The organism is Amycolatopsis sp. lyj-112 (assembly GCF_046549055.1).
In the GTDB taxonomy this organism is placed as follows: Bacteria; Actinomycetota; Actinomycetes; order Mycobacteriales; family Pseudonocardiaceae; genus Amycolatopsis.
In genome coordinates this window covers 43000-63221 of the sequence record NZ_JAJPWS010000023.1, presented here as the reverse complement: position 1 = coordinate 63221, position 20222 = coordinate 43000, and the positions used below count along the sequence as shown (strand labels likewise).

General features: G+C 67.3%; 15 protein-coding genes and 2 tRNA genes. 13 read left to right on the top strand and 4 right to left on the bottom strand.

The genetic code is table 11. The annotated features are described in order from the left end of the window. The first annotated feature begins 90 nt into the window (after positions 1 to 90). The 4 genes from ACLJRL_RS39620 to ACLJRL_RS39605 all read left to right on the top strand — a co-directional run bounded on the left by ACLJRL_RS39620 (position 91) and on the right by ACLJRL_RS39605 (position 3916). Positions 91 to 1980: an acetolactate synthase large subunit gene (locus ACLJRL_RS39620; RefSeq protein WP_410661552.1), complete on the top strand. Its 1890-nt coding sequence runs from the start codon at positions 91 to 93 to the stop codon at positions 1978 to 1980. Beyond that, a complete protein-coding gene (gene ilvN, locus ACLJRL_RS39615; RefSeq protein WP_410661551.1) occupies positions 1977 to 2483 on the top strand; it encodes an acetolactate synthase small subunit in 507 nt (168 codons plus the stop codon). Before ACLJRL_RS39620 ends, ilvN begins: the two co-directional genes overlap by 4 nt. Positions 2484 to 2527: 44 nt before the next feature. Beyond that, positions 2528 to 3541, top strand: a complete 1014-nt coding sequence (ilvC, locus tag ACLJRL_RS39610) for a ketol-acid reductoisomerase (protein ID WP_410661550.1) — start codon at positions 2528 to 2530, stop codon at positions 3539 to 3541. Between the two features lie 105 nt (positions 3542 to 3646). Continuing rightward, entirely contained in the window at positions 3647 to 3916 is a 270-nt protein-coding gene (locus tag ACLJRL_RS39605; RefSeq protein WP_410661549.1) for a DUF397 domain-containing protein, read from the top strand. On the opposite strand, the gene ACLJRL_RS39600 is transcribed toward ACLJRL_RS39605, so the two are convergent. The 3 genes from ACLJRL_RS39600 to ACLJRL_RS39590 all read right to left on the bottom strand — a co-directional run bounded on the left by ACLJRL_RS39600 (position 3913) and on the right by ACLJRL_RS39590 (position 6860). After that, positions 3913 to 4794: a nuclear transport factor 2 family protein gene (locus ACLJRL_RS39600; protein ID WP_410661548.1), complete on the bottom strand. Its 882-nt coding sequence runs from the start codon at positions 4792 to 4794 to the stop codon at positions 3913 to 3915. The genes ACLJRL_RS39605 and ACLJRL_RS39600 overlap by 4 nt on opposite strands. Before the next feature lie 289 nt (positions 4795 to 5083). After that, a complete protein-coding gene (locus ACLJRL_RS39595; protein WP_410661547.1) occupies positions 5084 to 6040 on the bottom strand; it encodes an ankyrin repeat domain-containing protein in 957 nt (318 codons plus the stop codon). Continuing rightward, the gene (locus ACLJRL_RS39590; RefSeq protein ID WP_410661546.1) at positions 6024 to 6860 is read right to left on the bottom strand and encodes a TIGR03620 family F420-dependent LLM class oxidoreductase; all 837 of its coding nucleotides are present in this window, start codon (positions 6858 to 6860) and stop codon (positions 6024 to 6026) included. The genes ACLJRL_RS39595 and ACLJRL_RS39590 overlap by 17 nt, the downstream gene beginning before the upstream one ends. Positions 6861 to 7071: 211 nt before the next feature. Here ACLJRL_RS39590 and ACLJRL_RS39585 point away from each other — a divergent pair, with 211 nt between their 5' ends. The 6 genes from ACLJRL_RS39585 (at position 7072) to ACLJRL_RS39560 (ending at position 17064) form a co-directional block, all read left to right on the top strand. Further along, on the top strand, positions 7072 to 7638 hold the full coding sequence (locus ACLJRL_RS39585) for a TetR/AcrR family transcriptional regulator (RefSeq protein WP_410661545.1): 567 nt from the start codon (positions 7072 to 7074) through the stop codon (positions 7636 to 7638). A gap of 138 nt (positions 7639 to 7776) precedes the next feature. Beyond that, positions 7777 to 9375 (top strand): phosphoglycerate dehydrogenase, encoded by a 1599-nt coding sequence (serA, locus tag ACLJRL_RS39580; protein ID WP_410661544.1) that lies wholly within the window; start codon positions 7777 to 7779, stop codon positions 9373 to 9375. 305 nt (positions 9376 to 9680) lie between these two features. Beyond that, complete coding sequence (locus ACLJRL_RS39575; RefSeq protein WP_410661543.1) at positions 9681 to 13085, top strand: S8 family serine peptidase; 3405 nt, start codon at positions 9681 to 9683, stop codon at positions 13083 to 13085. Between the two features lie 234 nt (positions 13086 to 13319). Continuing rightward, positions 13320 to 14363, top strand: coding sequence for a 3-isopropylmalate dehydrogenase (locus ACLJRL_RS39570; RefSeq protein ID WP_410661542.1), 1044 nt, complete (start codon positions 13320 to 13322; stop codon positions 14361 to 14363). Positions 14364 to 14639: 276 nt separating this feature from the next. Beyond that, positions 14640 to 16259, top strand: a complete 1620-nt coding sequence (cimA, locus tag ACLJRL_RS39565) for a citramalate synthase (protein WP_410661541.1) — start codon at positions 14640 to 14642, stop codon at positions 16257 to 16259. Between the two features lie 34 nt (positions 16260 to 16293). Continuing rightward, positions 16294 to 17064, top strand: coding sequence for a fumarylacetoacetate hydrolase family protein (locus ACLJRL_RS39560; protein WP_410661540.1), 771 nt, complete (start codon positions 16294 to 16296; stop codon positions 17062 to 17064). A 68-nt stretch (positions 17065 to 17132) separates the two neighbouring features. Here the strand turns inward: ACLJRL_RS39560 and ACLJRL_RS39555 are convergent, their stop codons facing one another. Continuing rightward, on the bottom strand, positions 17133 to 18371 hold the full coding sequence (locus ACLJRL_RS39555) for an FAD-dependent oxidoreductase (protein ID WP_410661539.1): 1239 nt from the start codon (positions 18369 to 18371) through the stop codon (positions 17133 to 17135). A 576-nt stretch (positions 18372 to 18947) separates the two neighbouring features. On the opposite strand from ACLJRL_RS39555, the gene ACLJRL_RS39550 reads away from it, so the two are divergent. The 3 genes from ACLJRL_RS39550 (at position 18948) to ACLJRL_RS39540 (ending at position 20010) form a co-directional block, all read left to right on the top strand. Continuing rightward, the gene (locus ACLJRL_RS39550; RefSeq protein ID WP_410661574.1) at positions 18948 to 19682 is read left to right on the top strand and encodes an HAD family hydrolase; all 735 of its coding nucleotides are present in this window, start codon (positions 18948 to 18950) and stop codon (positions 19680 to 19682) included. Positions 19683 to 19733: 51 nt separating this feature from the next. Then, positions 19734 to 19805, top strand: a tRNA-Gln gene (locus ACLJRL_RS39545). Between the two features lie 132 nt (positions 19806 to 19937). Further along, positions 19938 to 20010: transfer RNA gene (locus ACLJRL_RS39540), tRNA-Glu, on the top strand. Positions 20011 to 20222: the final 212 nt, after the last annotated feature.

The following is a 20222-nucleotide window of genomic DNA, read 5'->3' as shown; positions in this document are numbered from 1 at the left end:
ATCATCACAGCGTTGCCTGGAACAATTTCAACGCCGAACCAGCTGATGAATACCCGAACGAGTGACTAGACAAGACGAGGCAGACAAGCGATGACTAGTGCCACCTCGCGAGCTGAAGCGAACTCCGGACAATCCCAGTCCGGTACCTCTGGAGCCCGTCCCAAGCCGGCGCCCCCGGCCGGAACCCCGGTGAGGGTCACGGGCGCGCAGTCGCTCGTCCGCTCGCTCGAAGCGGTCGGCGCGGAAATCGTGTTCGGTATTCCCGGCGGCACCATCCTTCCGGCGTACGACCCGTTGCTCGACTCGACGAAGGTCCGCCACGTCCTGGTCCGCCACGAACAGGGCGCGGGCCACGCCGCCACCGGATACGCGCAGGCGACCGGAAAGGTCGGTGTGTGCATGGCCACGTCGGGTCCCGGGGCGACGAACCTGGTCACCCCGCTGGCCGACGCGAACATGGACTCGGTCCCGGTGGTCGCCATCACCGGTCAGCAGAGCCGTGCGCTGATCGGCACCGACGCCTTCCAGGAAGCCGACATCTGCGGCATCACGATGCCGATCACCAAGCACAACTTCCTGGTCACCGACCCGGCGGACATCCCGCGCACCATCGCGGAGGCGTTCCACCTCGCCTCGACCGGCCGTCCCGGCCCGGTCCTGGTGGACATCCCCAAGGACGTCCTGCAGGAGATGACCTCCTTCTCCTGGCCGACGGAAATGCGGCTGCCGGGCTACCGGCCGACGCTGCGCCCGCACGGCAAGCAGGTCCGCGAAGCCGCCCGGCTGATCAGCAAGTCGCGCCGCCCGGTCCTGTACGTCGGCGGTGGCGTGATCAAGGCCGACGCCTCGCGGCAGCTGATGGAACTGGCCGAGCTGACAGGGATCCCGGTCGTCACCACGCTGATGGCCCGCGGCGCGTTCCCCGACTCGCATCCGCAGCACCTCGGGATGCCGGGTATGCACGGCACGGTCTCCGCGGTCGCCGCGATGCAGCGGGCGGATCTGCTGATCGCGCTCGGCGCCCGTTTCGACGACCGCGTCACCGGCCAGCTGTCCTCGTTCGCGCCGGACGCCGCCATCGTCCACGCCGACATCGATCCGGCCGAGATCTCCAAGAACCGCAAGGCGGACGTGCCGATCGTCGGCGACTGCGCGGAGATCATCACCGAGCTGATCGAGGCCGTCCGCGCCGAGACAGACAAGTCCGCGAAGCCGGATCTGAGGGACTGGTGGACGCAGGTCAGCGCCTGGCGCGACGACTACCCGGCAGGCTACGAGTGGCCCGAGGACGGGACGCTTTCGCCGCAGTACGTCATCGAACGCATCGGTTCGCTCGTCGGCCCGGACGCCGTCTACACCGCGGGCGTCGGCCAGCACCAGATGTGGGCCGCGCAGTTCGTGAAGTACGAGAACCCGCGCACCTGGATCAACTCCGGCGGCCTCGGCACGATGGGCTTCGCCGTCCCGGCCGCGATGGGCGCCAAGTTCGGCATGCCCGACAAGCAGGTCTGGGCCATCGACGGCGACGGCTGTTTCCAGATGACGAACCAGGAACTGGCCACCTGCGCCATCGAAGGCGCGCCGATCAAGGTCGCCGTCATCAACAACGGCAACCTGGGCATGGTCCGCCAGTGGCAGAACCTCTTCTACTCGGAGCGGTACTCCAACACCGATCTCGGTACCCACAAGCACCGCATCCCCGACTTCACCCTGCTCGCGGAGGCGCTCGGCTGCGCCGGGCTCCGTTGTGAGACCAGGGAAGACGTCGACGCCACCATCCGGCGCGCGATGGAGATCAACGACCGCCCCGTCGTCATCGATTTCGTCGTGGGGAAGGATGCCCAGGTGTGGCCCATGGTGGCCGCGGGCACCGGTAACGACGAAATCATGTCCGTGCGCGGGATCCGGCCGCTCTTCGACGACGACGAACTCGCCGCTGAGGCGGAGATCAACGCAGCGGCGGAAGGAGACGCGCGATGAGCGTGCACACCTTGAGCGTTCTGGTGGAGAACAAACCCGGTGTCCTCGCGCGGGTTTCCGGTTTGTTCTCGCGCCGCGGATTCAATATCGAATCCCTCGCCGTCGGACCCACGGAGAATCCCGAGGTGTCCCGGATGACGATCGTGGTCGCCGTTGAAGAGCTACCGCTCGAACAGGTGACCAAACAGCTCAACAAGCTGGTCAACGTCATCAAGATCGTGGAATTGGAAAAGTCCACAGCCGTGCAGCGCGAACTGCTGCTTGTCAAGGTCCGGGCCGACGCGACCGTGCGCAGCCAGGTTTTGGAGACAGTGCAGCTTTTCCGTGCGAAAGTGGTGGATGTGTCCCCCGAGGCGCTCACCGTCGAAGCCACCGGAACCTCGGACAAGATCGGTGCTCTGCTGCGGATGCTGGAGCCCTATGGCATTCGCGAACTGGTCCAGTCCGGAATGGTCGCGGTCGGCCGGGGAGCCCGTTCGATCACCGCCACCTCCACCCGCTGAACATCTTTTGTTTTGGTAAGTCAGGAAAGGAAGTAGTACCCCTCATGGCAGTGGAAATCTTTTACGACGACGACGCGGACCTTTCGATCATCCAGGGTCGCAAGGTCGCCGTGATCGGCTACGGCAGCCAGGGTCACGCGCACTCGCTGAGCCTGCGCGACTCCGGCGTCGATGTCCGCATCGGGCTGCCCGAGGGCTCGAAGTCGCGGGCGAAGGCCGAGGAGCAGGGCCTGCGTGTGCTGTCCCCCGCGGAGGCCAGCGCCGAAGCCGACCTGATCATGGTCCTCGCGCCCGACACCAAGCAGCGGGCCATTTACGAGAAGGACATCGAGCCGAACCTGAAGGACGGCGACGCGCTGTTCTTCGGTCACGGCTTCAACATCCGCTACGACCTGATCAAGCCGCCGTCGAACGTGGACGTCGCCATGGTCGCGCCGAAGGGCCCGGGCCACCTGGTCCGCCGCCAGTTCGTCGACGGCAAGGGCGTCCCGGCGCTCATCGCCGTCGAGCAGGACGCTTCCGGCAACGCGCAGGCGCTCGCGCTGTCCTACGCCGCCGCCATCGGTGGCGCCCGCGCGGGTGTCATCAAGACCACGTTCACCGAAGAGACCGAGACCGACCTCTTCGGCGAGCAGGCCGTTCTCTGTGGTGGCGCCTCGGCGTTGGTGCAGACCGGTTTCGAGGTGCTCACCGAGGCCGGCTACGCCCCGGAGATCGCCTACTTCGAGGTGCTGCACGAGCTGAAGCTGATCGTCGACCTCATGTACGAGGGCGGCATCGCGCGTCAGCGTTACTCGATCTCCGACACCGCCGAGTACGGCGACCTGACCCGCGGCCCGCGCGTCATCTCGCCGGCGGTCAAGGAAGAGATGAAGAAGATCCTCGGCGAGATCCAGGACGGCACGTTCGCCCGTGAATGGGTCGCCGAGGACGAGGCCGGGCGGCCGAACTTCATCAAGCTCGAGGAGCAGGGCAACCAGCACCCGATCGAGGAGACCGGCAAGAAGCTGCGCGACCTGATGTCGTGGGTGGACCGCCCGATCACCGAGACCGCCTGATTTGAGCCGAAGGGGCCCTTCGCCGCGCGTGACGCGGTGAAGGGCCCCTTCGCTGCATCTGATGAGGGGTTCAGCTTGCGTAGCGGGAAGCGATAATGTTGGTCCATGAGTGAGCAGCCAGTCGACGACAAAGCCCATATCCGGCATGAGCTGGATCTGAGCAGTGCGCCGTGGGTCCGGGCGGAGCCGGAAGGCGCCACCCTCGAAGACTGCGTCGAGTACGCCTTCGTGCCGCACAGCGACGGCGTCACCTACACCGCGATGCGCCAGTCCTCGAAGCCGGACGAGACGGTCTTGGTGTTCACCCCGTCGGAATGGGACGCCTTCGTGAAGGGCGTCCGGGACGGCGAATTCGACCTTCCCAACGAGAACTAGACGAGCGCGAAGAGGTCGTCGAGCCGTCCGGTGGCGGCCGCGATGGCGAGGTGATCGCCGTAGTCGCGGGATTCGACGATCAGCCCGTCGCGCACGCGCAGCACGAAAATGTTGGAGACGCGGAATTCCGGGCTGTCTCCGGCGGTGCCCTGGTAGTCGAACTCGCCGATCACCACTTCGGGATCGAGGGTTTCGTGGATCACCAGATCGCGGACCTGGAAGCGGACCTTGTGCTGCTCGCCGAACTTGAAATGCTCGTGCAGGTCCGCCCTGGTCCTCAGCGTCTTCGCGTCCGGTAGAAACGGGTGCGTGACATGGGTTTCCTCGGCATAGAGCGCTGACAACCCGCCCCACTCGCCGTCCGCGACGCCGTGGACGAGCCGCTCGAACACGCCGCGCGGGCTCTGCGGATCCGCCGTCGACGCGGGCTGCGGCGGAACCGGCGTGATGTGCCGCTCCGCGGTTTCGTAGCCCTTTTTCAGTTGCTCCACGCCGTCGAGTGCCACGGTGAGGCGCAGGTAGTCGTGATAGTCGCGCGAGTGGACGATGAGCCCGTCGCGGACTCGGAGAAGCTGGATATTGGCGATGTCGAAGGATTTCCCGGTGTCCAGGGCCTCGCCGACATTGCGGTACTCGGCGATGAGCACCTCCGGGTCGGTTGTCCCGTGAACCAGGACATCTGTCCGCTCCATGCGCACATTCAGCCCGCCGGAGAAGTTCTTCCGGAGCGTCTCGCGTCCCTCGAACCGGGTCGGCACGGGCGGCCGTTGCGGGTTCTCGACGACGGCGTCCTCCGCGTAGAGCGAGAAAAGTTCGTCCCAGCGTCTGGCGGTGATGCCTTCGGAGAGCTTGTCGAAGACTTCGCGGGGTGTGGTCATGGCGGTCTCCCAGTCAGACAAAAACGGAGTCTGTAGTCCGCCTCTGACGATACGGACTACAGACTCCACTTGTCCACCGTGGTCAGTCCGCCACGGAGAGGACTTCACAGCGCGAGCCGCGCGGTGTTGGTCGTGGACGGTGCCGTTGGAGGTTCTGCTGGCCGGTGCGCGGGCGGCGGTTTCGCGTGACTGCAGGGACGACGCTTGTGTCCACTCGTGAGTGATTTGGGTCGTTCTAACGACCCAAATCACTCACGACAACCCACGGCTGAGGCCAGTACATCAGCACTCAAGCGCCCCGCAGCACCGCCAGGATCTCGGTCTGCTCGAAGTGCTCGGCCCAGCCCACGGCCGACGATGCGTACAAAGAGTCCTCGATGGACGGATCCGCTCCGGCGGCGAGCAGCGCCCGGACCGCCGCCGCATGCCCACCTTGCACAGCGAGGTGCAGCGCAGTGACGCCCTCTCCATGGGAAAGCCCGCCGAAGGTGCCCTGACGGTTCACGTCGGCCCCGAGTTCGGCCAAAGTCCCGATCACGGCGGCCTTTCCCTGCGCGGCGGCCCAAGTCAGGGCCGTGCCCCGGTAGACGTCGGCGTCGACCGCCGCACCGCGGGCCACCAGTGTCCGCACCGCCGAAGAGCGGTCGTTCCGAGCGGCCCACGAGAGCGCCTCGTCGCGGATCTCGGCCGGGTCGTCGCTCGGCCGCCATTCCGGGAAACCGCTGTGCGGCCGGTGGAACTCCCGGTGCGCCCCGGCGGCCGGGGCGAGCGTGCCGTCCGGCGCGATCAGATCGTCGAGCAGGTCGGCACGCCCGAGCCCGGCGGCGACGCGGAGATTGCCGGGCGCGACGCCGCGCGAGGCCAGCACTTCGGCGGCTTCGCGGTGTCCCCAGAACAACGCGGCCACCAGCGGGGTCCCGCCGTCGCCGCGCGCGGGCACGTCGACCGGGGCGCCCGCGTCGAGCAGCATCGTGACCAGCAGTGGCAGACCGACGTAACCGGCTTGGTGCAGCGCCGTCCAGCCGTGCACGTTGGCCGACGCCGGATCGGCCCCGTGGTCCAGCAGGATCCGGCACAGCCGCTCGTCGCAGGTCGCGGTGGCCATGCCGAGCAGATCGTTCCCGTTCTTCCCGTGTGCGTGGACCAGTGTCGGCAGATCGCCGATCAGACGCGCGAGCCCCGTGAGGTCCCGCGCGTCGATCAGTTCGTGCGCCTTGTCGAAAGCCAGCTCAGCGGGCGAGGTCATGCTTCCGGACGGTACCGGCGACCCCCGACAAATGCCGCCACTCCGCCAGCGGGATGCGGTCGTCTTCGGTCAGGACCTGGAGACAGACGTGGTCCGCCCCCGCGTCCAGATGCGCCTGGATCCGCTCCGAAATCGCGTCTTCGCCCACGGCGACCAACGCGTCGACCAGCCGATCCGATCCGTAGTCCTCCTCGGTGAAGCCGAAGCGCCGCAGATTCGCTCGATGATGCGCGGCCAGTTCCAGGTACATCGACACGTGCCGCCGTGCGATATCCCGGTCCGAGCCCAGCACGACCGCCTGTTCGACGGCCAGGAAGGCCTCAGGCCCCATGATCTCCCGTGCCCGAGCGGTGTGTTCCACGGGCACGAAGTACGGATGCGCCCCATCGGCGCGTTCGGCTGCCAGCGAGAGCATCTTCGGGCCCAACGCCGCGAGTAGCCGGCGACGCGGGGAATCCGGAGTGGACAGATCCGCCTTGTCCATCGCGTCGAGGTAGCCGCGCATCGCTTCCAGCGGTTTCGCGCCCGGCAAATGCCCGCCCAGCCCCAGGATGAACCGCCCTGGATAGGCCTCGCCGAGCGTCTTTTCCGCTGCTGCCGCGGCGATCGGTGCCCGGTGACCGAACCGTGCGATCCCGGTGGCGACCGTCAGCCGGGACGTCGCCGCCAGCAGCAGGCCGGCCTGAGTGAAGGCCTCACGTCCCAGATACTCGCCGAACCACAGCGTGTCGAAGCCGAGCTCCTCGACTTCCGCGGCCGCCTCGCGAACTTCGCCGATTTCCTTGCCGTCGAAGGAGAAAGTCCAGATCCCGATGCTCACCTGGTCACCTCCGCCAGTGTCAGGGCAAGCCGTTCCTGCCGGTCCATCAGGGTCTCGAGGTCGTCGCCCACCGGCCCCGGCCGGTCGCGGGTTTCTTCGATCAGGTTCATCTCTTGCTTGTTCTCCCCAGCTAATATGAGGCAGCCTCCGGTTATGTCGTGAGATTATACGGAGGCTGCCTCCGATTTGTCGAGACTAAGCTCGGGACGCGATGGACACCGAGAAGAAACCGCTGCGTGCGGACGCCCGGCGCAACTACGACCGTCTCCTCGACGAGGCGAGGCGCGCTTTCGCCGCGCGCGGAGTCGAGGCCTCGCTGGAGGAGATCGCCCGTAACGCCGGCGTCGGCATCGGGACGCTCTACCGGCACTTCCCGACGCGCGAGGCCCTGGTCGAGACGGTGCTCCGCGAGCGGTTCGACGAGCAGGCCGCGGCGGCCCGCGAACTGCTCAAGTCCCCTGAGCCCTTGAAGGCGTTGGAAGCCTGGCTCGCCGGGCTCGGCAAGCAGTCGGCGACCTACCGGGGGCTCCCCGAACTGATGGCCGACGTCCTCGACGACGAGACCTCGCCGCTGTACGCCTCTTGTCACGCCATGCAGGACGGCGTGTCCCACCTGGTGGAAAGGGCGAAGGCCGCGGGGGAGCTCCGCGCGGACGTCACGGCGCACGAGCTACTGGTGCTGCTGCACGCGCTTTCCTGGGCCGGCGAATATCTTTCGGGTGACAAGGGTCTCGATCGACTCCTCGACCTCGTTTTCGCCGGATTACGGGTGAGTTAACAATCCCTTGTCAGCAGGTCTAAACTGCGGCGCAACCGGGCACAACGGCGTGGCCGCAGCCCCGAGGCATTCTTTTCCGCCGAGGGCCATCAGAGCCAGTGAGTCGCAGGCACAGGACCAGATAGTGGGAGCCGTATCGTGACCAAGCCGAACAAGCCCGTCGTCCTCATCGCGGAGAAGCTCGCTCCTTCCGTACTGAGCGTTTTCTCCGACGAGGTCGAGGTCCAGCATGTGGACGGAACCGACCGTCCCGCGCTGCTCGAGGCCGTGAAGACGGCGGACGCGCTGCTCGTGCGGTCCGCGACCAAGGTCGACGCCGAGGTCCTCGCCGCCACCACCACGCTCAAGGTGGTCGCCCGCGCCGGCGTCGGCCTGGACAACGTCGAGGTCCCCGCAGCCACCGAACGCGGTGTGCTGGTGGTCAACGCGCCGACGTCGAACATCGTCTCCGCCGCCGAGCACGCCGTCGCACTGCTGCTCGCGGTCGCCCGCCGGGTCCCGGCCGCGGACCAGAGCCTCCAGGGCGGCGCGTGGAAGCGCAGCAGCTACTCGGGCATCGAGATCCAGGGCAAGACGATCGGTGTGGTCGGCCTCGGCAAGATCGGCCAGCTGTTCGCGCAGCGCCTCGCCGCCTTCGACACCAAGCTCATCGCGTACGACCCCTACGTCTCGGCCGCCCGCGCCGCGCAGCTCGGCATCGAGCTGGTCACGCTGGACGAGCTGCTGGAGCGCGCCGACGCGATCTCCATCCACCTGCCGAAGACCCCGGAGACCAAGGGCCTGATCGGCACCGAGGCGCTGAAGAAGGTCAAGAAGGGCGTCATCATCGTCAACGCCGCGCGCGGTGGCCTGATCGACGAGCAGGCGCTGGCGGACGCGGTGAGCTCCGGCCACGTCGGGGGTGCCGGGATCGACGTGTTCGTCACCGAGCCCACCACCGAGAGCCCGCTGTTCGGGCTGCCGAACGTCGTCGTCACCCCGCACCTCGGCGCGTCGACCGCCGAAGCGCAGGACCGCGCGGGCACCGACGTCGCGAAGTCGGTGCTGCTGGCGCTGCGCGGCGACTTCGTGCCGGACGCGGTGAACGTCGCCGGCGGCGGCACCGTCGGCGAGCACGTGCGGCCGTACCTCTCGCTCACCCAGAAGCTCGGCACCGTGCTGACCGCGCTCAACCCCAAGGCGCCGACCTCGATCACCGTCGTGGTCAAGGGCGAACTGTCCAACGAGGACGTCAGCGTGCTGCCGCTCGCGGCCGAGCGCGGCGTGTTCTCCGGCGTCGTCGAAGACCAGGTCACCTTCGTCAACGCGCCTCGCGTGGCGGAGGAACTGGGTGTCCAGGTCGAACTGGTCACCGAGCCCGAAAGCCCCAAGTTCCGCAGCCTGGTCACCGTCCGCGCGGTCTACTCCGACGGCGCGACCCTTTCGGTGTCCGGTTCGGTCACCGGCAAGGACGAGGTCGAGAAGCTGGTCGAGGTCAACGGCCGCCACTTCGACCTGCGCGCCGAGGGCAACGTGCTGCTCCTCGAATACCCGGACCGCCCGGGCATCATGGGCCGCGTCGGCACCCTGCTCGGCGAGGCCGGGATCAACATCGAGGCCGCGCAGATCAGCCAGACCACCGACGGCGCGGACGCGGTCATGCTGTTGCGTGTGGACCGCTCCGTGGACGCCCACCTGCTGGAGCCGATCGGCGCCACCGTCGGTGCGCACACGATCCGCGCGGTCAACTTCGGCTGACCTCGTTTAGCGCGTGAAGGCCCCCTTCCTTCGGCTCAGCCGAAGGAAGGGGGCCTTCACGCGCTTTCTCGCAATTAGTCGACTAACTGTGGTCGTTGTGTGTGCGGGGTTCGCGAGAACGCAGAGCAAGATTCAGTAACGGTGAAAATTGCCTACTGAAGTCGGGCGGATGGGCCGATAGGTTTTTCCGGCGAGGCCGAACCATCGCGCCGTCAAGGGCACGGCGCGGCGCCGGGGCTCACCGTCGGGGGTGTGTTCGAGCGGCAGGCAGGTTCCGTTGAGGCCTCGAGTGAGGGCACTTACCCATGAACAGATCCCGCGTACCCAGGTGGGCCATCCGCTCATCGGCCGCGGTCTTCGCCGCGCTGCTCGCGACGTCCCTCACCGGGGCGAGCGCAGCCGCACAGGATGTCCCGCTCGCGGACGGCGTCACGCCGGCGAAGATCGACCGTAACGGCTTCCAGGGCAAGGTGGAGCCGAAACTGAAGGCCGCACAGGGCAAGATCACCGCCTTCGTCGAGCTGGCCAAACAGCCCGCCGTCGACGCCTTCAACGCCGAGCAGAACAAGGGCGCAGGCAAGGAGAAGGCCAAGCAGGCCGCGAAGGCCGCCAAGGCCGACACCGCCGCGGCGGTGAACTCGGTCGTCGGGCAGCTCAAGGCCGCCGACGCCGGGACCCAGCTGGTCACCCAGACCTCCAACGCGGTCGCGGGCGCGGTCGTCACGGCCGACGCGGCGAAGATCCGCGAGCTGGCGAAGCGGCCGGACGTCGTCTCGGTCCGCAAGGTGGTGCCGAAGACCCGCACCAACTCCAGCGCGGTCCAGCTGACCAACACGCTCAGCTCCTGGCAGCAGACCGGCCGCTTCGGCGACGGCATCCGCGTCGGCGTGATCGACGACGGCATCGACTACACCCACGCCGACTTCGGCGGCCCGGGCACCGCCGCGGCGTACAACGCGATCAACCGTGACCAGGCCACCGCGGCCTTCCCGACCGACAAGGTCGTCGGCGGTCTCGACCTGGTCGGCGACGCCTACGACTCGGGCAGCGACGACCCGGCTCTCAACACCCCGAAGCCGGACCCCAACCCGCTTTCCTGCGGCCACCACGGCACGCACGTCGCGGGCACGGTCGCCGGATACGGCGTCGACGCCGACGGCAAGACCTTCACCGGTGACTACAAGAAGCTGAACAAGAAGAAGCTCGACGCGATGCAGATCGGCCCGGGCACCGCGCCCAAGGCCCTGCTGTACGCGATCAAGGTCTTCGGCTGCGACGGCTCGACCAACGTCACCTCGCAGGCACTGGACTGGTCGCTCGACCCGGACGGTGACGGCGACTTCACCGACCACCTCGACGTGGTCAACCTGTCCCTCGGTGGCGACTTCGCCACGCCGGACGACCCGGACTCGCTGTTCGTGCGCAAGCTCGCCGCGAACAACGTCGTCCCGGTGTTCTCCGCCGGCAACGGCGGCGACCTCAACGACGTCGGTGGCGCGCCGGGCAACACGCCCGAGGCGCTGACCGTCGCCAGCAGCCGTGACGCGTCCGTCCTGCGTGACGCCGTCGAGGCTGTCGCTCCCGACGGCGTCAAGGGTGCGAAGACCGGGCAGTTCAGCCAGAACTACGCGACCTACGACACGCTCGACGTCACCGCGCCGGTGGTCAAGCTGTCGGCCGACAACGCCGCCGGCTGCAAGCCGTACTCCGCCGCGGACAAGGCGGCCGCTACGGGCAAGATCGTGTTCCTCGAATGGGACGACAACGACGCGACCCGCGCGTGTGGTTCGGGCGCCCGCTCGAACAACGCGCAGGCCGCGGGTGCCAAGGGCGCGCTGTTCAGCTCGACGCTGGAACACTTCTCGGCCGGTATCGCGGGCAACGCGGTCGTGCCGACGTTCCAGCTGACCGGCAGCGCGACCGCTTCGGTGCGCCCGGCTCTCAACGCCGGCACGCTGCAGATCCGCATGACCGGTAAGGGTCGCGTGTCCGTTCCGACCACCGACCCGGCCATTGTGGACACCCCGAGCTCGTTCACCTCGCGTGGCGGACGCGGACCGGCCGTCAAGCCGGACGTCGCGGCACCGGGTGACTCGATCTCGTCGGCCCTGAGCGGCAGCGGCGCCGGACGCCTGGTCATCTCCGGGACGTCGATGGCGGCTCCGCACACCTCGGGTATCACCGCCCTGATCCGTCAGGCGCACCCGGACTGGTCGGTCGAGGAGGTCAAGGCCGCGGTGATCAACACCGCCGGGCACGACATCCGCGACGCGGCGGGCCACGTCTTCGCGCCGCAGCGCGTCGGCAGCGGCCGGATCGACGCGAAGGCCGCGCTGGACAACCAGGTCCTGGCCTACGTCGTCGACAACCCCGGTTTCGTCTCGGTCAACTTCGGCACCGTCGAAGCGGGCGGACCGACGACCCTGACCAAGACGGTCAAGGTCGTCAACAAGGGCATCAAGCCGGTCGAGTACTCGGTGGGCTACGAAGCCGTGAACTCGCTCCCGGGTGTTCAGTACACAGTGGACAAGCCCACCGTGAAGCTGAGCCCGCGCGGTATCGCGCTGGTGAAGGTGACCCTGACGATCGCCGACCCCAAGGCGCTCCGCAAGGTCATGGACCAGACCATGGCCGCCACGCAGGTCGGGCTCGCCCGCCAGTTCGTGGCGGACGCTTCCGGCCGGATCGCGTTCACCCCGAAGAGCGGGACGACCGTTCCGCTGCGTCTTTCGGTGTACTCCGCGCCGAAGCCGGTCTCGGCCATCAACACCCCGGGTGCGGTCACCTTCGGCGCCGGCCAGGACCAGGCCGTGCTGAACCTGACCGGCAAGGGCGTGGACCAGGGCTCCGGCCCGCAGCGGTACCGCTCGCTGATCAGCGTGCTCGAGCTGCAGGCGGAATCCCCGCAGCTGCCCGAGTGCGAAGGCGGCGTCACCACCGACTGCACCCTGAACGAGACTGCCAAGGGCGGTGACCTGCGCTACGTCGGCGCGGCGTCCACGGCTCCGCTGGCCAAGTCGCAGGGTGAGCCGGAGAACGCGTTGCTGGCCTTCGGCCTCACCACCTGGAGCAACCTGGCCAACCTGGGCAGCAACACCTCGCCGTTCGTGGACATCGACACCACGGGCGACGGGCAGCCGGACTTCGAAACCTATGTGACCAAGGCGACGTCCACCGACGTCCTGCTGGCCGTCACCGTGGCGCTGAAGCCGGGCTTCCCGCAGGTGGACGTCCAGCCGGTCAACGGTCAGCTCGGCGACGTCGACACCAACGTGTTCGACACCAACGTCGTCGTCCTGCCGGTGAGCATCGCCGCGCTGGGCATCGACGCGAACGCCGCGTCGCACAAGATCACCTACACGGTCGGGACCTCCGGGTTCTACGCCGCGCCGGGCGCCGACTCGTCGACCATCGACTACGTCGGCACACCGCTCTCGTTCGACGCGCTGGCTCCCGCGTACACGGTCCAGGGTGGCGGCGACGCCGCGCTGGGCTACGTCGCGAAGCCGGGCACGGCACTGGTGGTCAACCGCAACGCGGCCGCCGGAGACACCGTGCTGGGCCTGCTGGCGATCGAGCACCACAACGCTTCGGGCAACCGGGCGAACGTGGTGAAGATCCAGGCGAACGCCGGCGGCGGCAACTCGGGGGTGGACCGCCCGGGCAATGGCGGACGCCACACCGGGCGTCAGCCGATCGGAGTGGGCTGATCAGAAGTGCGGTAGACCGCATTCGATGAGGTGAGGGACGCCCTGGCGGCATGCTTTGCGCCAGGGCGTCCCTGTTTTCTTCACCCGATCGGCTGTCTCGCTATGCGGGAGATTCCGGCATAAGGGTGGTGCGGCTACGGCTACCGGGCTACGGCCGGTAACCTTCCGCTGCTGGCTTTTTCTTGCGGATGGGCCATCCGGACGGCCGGTGGCCTGGTCTACGGAGGTGTGTGGATGCGGCTCGCGGTGATCCCAGGTGACGGGATCGGGCCCGAAGTGGTCTCCGAGGCGCTCAAGGTGCTCGGCGAGGTAGTACCGACGGCGGAGATGACGAACTACGATCTCGGCGCCGCCCGGTGGCACTCCACCGGGGAGCTGCTGCCGGAGTCCGTGCTCGGAGAACTCCGTCAACACGATGCGATCTTGCTGGGCGCCGTGGGCGACCCGACGGTGCCGAGCGGCATTCTGGAGCGTGGGCTGCTGCTGCGGCTCCGGTTCGAGCTCGACCACCATGTGAACCTCCGCCCTGCGCGGCTTTACCCGGGCGTGCGCGGCCCACTCGCCGATTCGGGCGAGATCGACATGGTCGTTGTGCGTGAAGGCACCGAAGGCCCGTACGCGGGCAACGGTGGCTTGCTGCGCAAGGACACCGAACACGAGATCGCGACGGAGGTCAGCGTCAACACGGCGTTCGGCGTCCGGCGCGTGGTGACCGACGCGTTCAACCGCGCCGAGGCGCGGCCGCGCAAGCACCTGACGCTCCTGCACAAGACGAACGTGCTGGAGTACGCGGGCTCGCTGTGGTCGCGCATCGTCGAAGAGGTGTCGCTGGAGCACCCGGAGGTGACGGTCGCTTACTCCCATGTGGACGCGGCGACGATTCACCTGGTGACCGACCCGTCCCGGTTCGACGTCGTGGTGACGGACAACCTGTTCGGCGACATCATCACCGACCTCGCGGCCGCCGTGACCGGTGGCATCGGGCTGGCGGCGAGCGGGAACCTCGACATCACCCGGCGGAACCCGAGCATGTTCGAGCCGGTGCACGGTAGTGCGCCGGATATCGCGGGACAGGGTCTCGCCGACCCGACCGCCGCGGTGCTCTCGGTCGCGCTGCTGCTGGACCACTTGGGACAGAAGGAATCGGCGCGGCGGATCGAGGCCTCGGTGGCCTTCGACCTCGCGACCCGTGACCAGGCGTCCCCCGGTGCGACGCACGCGATCGGCGATCGGCTGGCCGCGCTCGTCTCGTCGAACGTGCGCCCGGTCACGCACTAGCTGCTGCGCTATGAACGGCCCGTTACTTGCAAATTTCGCAAGTAACGGGCCGTTCATAGCGTTCGGGGGCTCCCAAAAGGTGGGAAAGGGTGCCCGGTTTGTGGACGCCCGTCGGAGCGTGTGCCATGATGCGTTCGTGACCTCCTGCACCATCATTATCGCCGAGCGCGCCGGATAACAGCTCCACAAGAGCCCCCGGCGCGCAACCTCTCGCACCCATGCGGGAGGTTTTTTTGTTGCCCGAACCAGCTTTGCCTCCCGCCACGAGGAGTACCCGTGAACCGCAAGGAGCCCGCCGATACCCCGCTCGGCGATGCTTTCCACCTGTATGACACGACGTTGCGCGACGGCGCGCAGCGCGAGGGAATCTCATACTCCGTCACGGACAAACTGGCGGTGGCGCGGCTGCTCGACGAGCTCGGCGTCGGGTTCATCGAAGGCGGCTGGCCGGGCGCGCTGCCCAAGGACACCGAATTCTTCGCCAAGGCCGCGGCCGGCGAACTGAAACTCCGCCACGCCGCACTCGTCGCCTTCGGCGCGACGAGGAAGGCGGGAACCACCGCGGACCAGGACAAGCAGGTGCGGGCCCTGCTCGACTCCCAGGCACCGGTGATCACCCTGGTGGCCAAGTCGGATCTCCGTCACATCGAACGCGCGTTGCGGGTCGACGTGGACGAGGCCTGCGCGATGGTGCGGGACACCGTCGCGTTCCTCGTCGGCGAAGGACGCCGTGTCTTCCTTGACGCAGAACACTTTTTCGACGGCTACGCGTACTCCCCGGACACCGCTCTGAAGGTGATCGACGCGGGAGTGAACGCCGGCGCCGACGTCGCCGTGCTGTGCGACACCAACGGCGGCCAGCTGCCGCTCGGCCTCGCGGAAACCGTCCGCGAGGTCAAGGAAAGGACCGGATTCCGGCTCGGGATCCATTGTCAGGACGACACTTCCTGCGCGGTGGCGAATTCCGTCGCCGCCGTGCAGGCCGGCGTGACGCACGTCCAGTGCACCGCCAATGGTTACGGGGAACGGGCGGGTAACGCCGATCTGTTCGCCGTGACGGGAAATCTGGTGACCAAGCTCGGTATGGAGGTGCTCCCGACCGGAGGCGCCGCCGAGCTCACCCGGGTCTCCCATGCTCTAGCCGAAATCGCGAACATCGCCCCCTACACCCACCAGGCTTATGTAGGGGCGTCGGCCTTCGCCCACAAGGCGGGACTGCACGCGAGCGCGATCAAGGTGGATCCGTTGCTGTACAACCACATCGATCCTCCTTCTGTCGGCAATGACATGCGGGTACTGGTCACCGAGATGGCCGGCAGGGCCAGCCTGGAGCTCAAGGGACGTGAGCTCGGGGTCGACCTTGCCGGCCAGCCCGAAGCACTGACGAACGCGGTGCGCAAGGTGAAGCAGCTAGAAGCCGAAGGCTGGTCGTTCGAAGCCGCGGACGCTTCACTGGAACTGTTGCTGCGACGGGAGGTCGAAGGCCCGCAAAGCGATGTCCTCGACGAACCGCCGTTCGAACTCGAGTCGTACCGGGTCGTGCTGGATCACCGGTCCGACGGCGAGGTCGTCTCCGAAGCGACGGTGAAGGTGCACGTCGCCGGGCAGCGGGTGATCGCCACCGCCGAAGGCAACGGCCCCGTGCACGCGCTCGACGCCGCCCTGCGCAAGGCGCTCAGCCCGCACCTGTCCTGGTTGGACAGTGTCGAGCTGGCCGACTACAAGGTGCGCATCCTGCCCGGCCACCCCGGCGCCGACGCGGTGACGCGCGTACTCGTCGAAACCAGCGACGGCGAGCGGGAATGGACCACGGTCGGTGTACACGGCAACATCGTCGAGGCGAGCTGGCTCGCGCTCTGTGACGCACTCGTGCACAAGTCGTTGACCGAGGCCTGACGGCGGCGATTCGGGCGGGTCGTACAGTGGGGGAGTGCGTCTAGCCCGAATTGCTCATCCCGGTGGTGTCGCGTTCGCTTCGGTCGAAGGGGACGGCGACGACGCCCAGGTACTCGAAATCGCCGAACACCCCTTCGGCACACCCAACTTCACCGGCAAGCGCTGGCCGCTCGCCGACGTCCGGCTGCTCGCGCCGATCCTTCCGTCGAAGGTGATCGCCATCGGCCGCAACTACGCCAAGCACGCCGCGGAGTTCGGCAACGAGGTCCCGAAGGACCCGATGATGTTCATCAAGCCGTCGACCACGGTGATCGGCCCGAACGTGGCCATCCGCCGCCCCCGTGGCGTCGGCCGTGTCGACTTCGAGGGTGAACTGGCGATCGTCATCGGCCAGCCGGTCAAGAACGTGTCCGCCGCCCGCGCGGCGAGCGCGATCCTCGGCTACACCGTGGCGAACGACGTCAGCGCGCGCGAACTGCAGAAGTCCGACGGCCAGTGGGGCCGGGCGAAGGGTTTCGACACCTTCTGCCCACTGGGCCCGTGGATCGAGACCTCGCTCGACCCGGCGGACCTCGCGCTCAGGTCCGAGGTGGACGGCGAGCTCAAGCAGGACGGCCGTACTTCGGACCTCGTGCACAAGATCCCCGAGCTGGTCGAGTTCGTGTCCGGCGTGATGACCCTGCTGCCCGGCGACATCATCCTGACCGGCACCCCCGAGGGCGTCGGCCCGATCGAGGACGGCCAGTCGGTCTCGATCACCATCGAAGGCATCGGCACCCTCACCAACCCGGTGCAGGACGTCTAAAAGAGCGCTATGAACGGGCCTTTCCTTGCAAAATTTGCAAGGAAAGGCCCGTTCATAGCATCCGGCACCTACCCGCCGGCCGGCTCCATCGGACGTCTCGCGAACGCGGGCGCGTGCTCGGGCCGCAGCCCGAGACCCAGCAGCCGCGCGGGGACGTAGGACAGCACCGGGAAGCGGCTGAACAGCTTGACCATGGGCGCGGGCGGTCCGTTGCGCTCGCCCGCCATCACCGGTTCCATGATGTTCTTGTGCAGCATCCGTTGCAGCCCCTGCACCAGCAAGGTCGGCGCGAGCCGGCGCTTGCGGACCTTCGCCAGGTCCGCCTCGGTCGGCCTGCCGCGGCGCAGCGGTCCGGCGAGCAGGGTGGCGGTGGCGACGGCGTCCTGCACCGCGAGGTTGATGCCGACCCCGCCGACCGGTGACATCGCGTGGGCCGCGTCACCGATGCACAGCAGCCCGTCGAGATGCCATTTCGGCAGCAGGTTCAGCTTGACGTCGAGGAACTTGATGTCGTCGATCGTCTCGAGTTCGTGCACGCGGTCGGCCAGTTCGGGCAGGACCGCGGCCACGTTGTCCTGGAACCACTCGATGCCCTTCGCCCGCAGGTCGTCACCCTTGGGGCCCAGGTAGGCGACCTGGAAGTAGCCCTGCCTCGGCAGCGGCACGGCGAACCGGCGGTCTTGCATCCTCGGGGTCAGCCTGCCCTCTAGTTCACCGTCCTTCCGTGAGATCCGGAACCACCAGGCGTCGAACGGCGTGCCGTACTCCTTCGGCACCAGGCCGGCCTCCCGCCGGGCCGACGACCAGCGGCCGTCGGCCGCGATCACCAGGTCGGCGCGTAGTTCGCCGGTCTTCCCGTCGCCGTCGCTGTAGCGGACCCCGGCCACCCGGCCGTTCTCCCTGATCAGGCCGGTCATCTCGGTGCTCTGCCGCAGCGTGAACGTGGGTTCCTTCGCGCCGGCGTCGGCCAGCAGATCGAGGAAGTCCCACTGCGGGACCATCGCGATGTAAGGATGCGGCACCTTCAGCCGGGTGAAGTCGGCCAGCCGCATCATCGTGCCGTCCTCGGCCGGGAACCCGGCGAAGTCGATCTCGCTGTGCGGCAGGCTGTGGAACTTCTCGCCGAGACCCAGTTCGTCGAGCAGGGTCAGCGTCGACGGGTGCACGGTGTCGCCGCGAAAGTCCCTGAGGAAGTCCTTGTGTTTCTCCAGCACCGTCACTTCGATACCGGCCCTGGCCAGCAGCAATCCGGCGACCATGCCGGCGGGGCCACCGCCGACGATCACGCAGTTCGTGCGTTCGTTCATCCGTCCCACCCCTTCGAAACTCTTATTCATCGCTTGTTGAATAAGTCCAGCATGCACCTGCCCGGACGGCGCGTCAAGCGCCGTCAGGAGAGATGCGCTGTTCGGGCTAAGACGTCGGAGCCGCTGGTCCACGCGTTGCCCGGGGCGCCCGGCGACTGTCCAAACGGGACTCGAAGCGGGCGGGAGAGAGTCCAGGAAGGACAGCGCGCGGCGGGCGAGATCGGTGTGGACGGGCGCATGCCCTTGTGGACGGTCCGGGTTCCCGGTCCTGCAAGGCTTTCGGCGCCGTCACGGGGTGTACGGTGCCGCGGACCGGAGTACCGGCAGGACAGTGGGATTTCACTCGGTCGCCCGTGTTCGTCGTTGGTGGATAACTAAAACACGTCATCTCACCAACTGGGAGTAGAAGGACCGAGTCGAAACAGAGCAGCTTTAATCACCTCATCGGCAGAGTCGCGATCGCGCTGAGTGCCCTAGCCTCACTTGGTGGATTTCGCCCTCGTGCCCCGGACCTCGTCACGAACCACTCCGGCCCTTACGGACGGAGCCCCCTGGACGCCTCCGGAGTTGCGGCTGGTGTGTCTCGACATCGACGACACGCTGATCGACTGCACGGCCGCGATCCGGCTCAGCTTGCGCACTCTGACCGGCCAGAACGACCTTTGGCCGCTGTGGGATCTCATCACCGAGGAGCATGTCGCGCTGGTCGTCGCGGGTGAAATCGATTACGCGACCATGCATCAACTGCGGACCGAATGCTTCCTCGCCGAGATCGGCATTCTGGCCGATGCCGAGCAGGTCGCCGGGTTCGAAAGACGCCGTCGTGAAATTCTCACCCGTTCGTGGCAATTGTTCGAAGATGTTCTTCCTTGTCTGGAATGGCTGCGTGCGGCCGGCGTCCTCATCGCGGCCGTGACGAACGCCTCGGGCGCGCATCAGCGCAAGAAGATCGCCGACCTCGGCCTCGCCCGATACTTCGATCACGTGGCCATCGCCGGTGAACTCGGAGTAGCCAAACCGGACCCGGTGATATTCCAGTCGGTCTGCCTCAGTCTCGGGTGTGATCCGGCGCAGACCGTCCACGTCGGCGACAAGCTCGACACCGACGCCATCGGCGCGCGTGACGCCGGACTCGGCGCAGTCTGGCTCGACCGGGACGACATCGCCGAGCGCGCCCCGTCGGGAGTGCACACCATCGCAGGCCTCGACGAGCTCCCTGAGCTGCTCGTTTCCGAGTTCGCGAAGCTCGGCGTCCCGGTCCAGCGCGCCTCGGACACCCCCGCTTTCACAGGGGTTAACAGCGTGCTCTAGTATTTCATCTCGTGCGGTACTGAGCCGGTCACGACCGGAGCGGTACCTCACTGGGGTATGGTGTAATTGGCAGCACGACTGGTTCTGGTCCAGTTAGTCTAGGTTCGAGTCCTGGTACCCCAGCTGGAGAACTCCCCGGAGTGGAACACAGAGTGACCCCCCTGCAAAGGCGGGAAACCCGATCTGGTAAGTTTCTCCACAGCAACACGGCAAGTCGATAACTGAAAAGCTCCTCTCGGAGGAGAAAAGATCCTAGCCCCCGTCGTCTAGCGGCCTAGGACGCCGGCCTCTCACGCCGGTAGCGTGGGTTCGAATCCCATCGGGGGTACAACAGCTTCACTCCAAAGCGCTGATCATAATGATCGGCGCTTTTTGCTATTTCGGTGGCTGACATTGCGTCGGTGATCCTTTCACCAGCGTGGGCTATTCCACTTGATCTGCATCGAGCAGGCTGAGATGGACACCTCGGAGCAGTTGCTCGAGTTGCTGTCGTGGGCCGTGGAGCAGCGCCGGCGAGTATCTCGGTATGGATCACCCGCC

What these genes read in the sequence shown, in the direction of transcription:
- ACLJRL_RS39605 (WP_410661549.1), top strand. Translation starts at nt 3,647, where the DNA reads ATGAGTGAGCAGCCAGTCGACGACAAAGCCCATATCCGGCATGAGCTG.
- ACLJRL_RS39570 (WP_410661542.1), top strand. Translation starts at nt 13,320, where the DNA reads ATGCGGCTCGCGGTGATCCCAGGTGACGGGATCGGGCCCGAAGTGGTC.
- ilvN (WP_410661551.1), top strand. Translation starts at nt 1,977, where the DNA reads ATGAGCGTGCACACCTTGAGCGTTCTGGTGGAGAACAAACCCGGTGTC.
- ACLJRL_RS39595 (WP_410661547.1), bottom strand. Translation starts at nt 6,040, where the DNA reads ATGACCTCGCCCGCTGAGCTGGCTTTCGACAAGGCGCACGAACTGATC.
- ACLJRL_RS39555 (WP_410661539.1), bottom strand. Translation starts at nt 18,371, where the DNA reads ATGAACGAACGCACGAACTGCGTGATCGTCGGCGGTGGCCCCGCCGGC.
- ilvC (WP_410661550.1), top strand. Translation starts at nt 2,528, where the DNA reads ATGGCAGTGGAAATCTTTTACGACGACGACGCGGACCTTTCGATCATC.
- ACLJRL_RS39620 (WP_410661552.1), top strand. Translation starts at nt 91, where the DNA reads ATGACTAGTGCCACCTCGCGAGCTGAAGCGAACTCCGGACAATCCCAG.
- ACLJRL_RS39585 (WP_410661545.1), top strand. Translation starts at nt 7,072, where the DNA reads ATGGACACCGAGAAGAAACCGCTGCGTGCGGACGCCCGGCGCAACTAC.
- ACLJRL_RS39600 (WP_410661548.1), bottom strand. Translation starts at nt 4,794, where the DNA reads ATGACCACACCCCGCGAAGTCTTCGACAAGCTCTCCGAAGGCATCACC.
- ACLJRL_RS39575 (WP_410661543.1), top strand. Translation starts at nt 9,681, where the DNA reads ATGAACAGATCCCGCGTACCCAGGTGGGCCATCCGCTCATCGGCCGCG.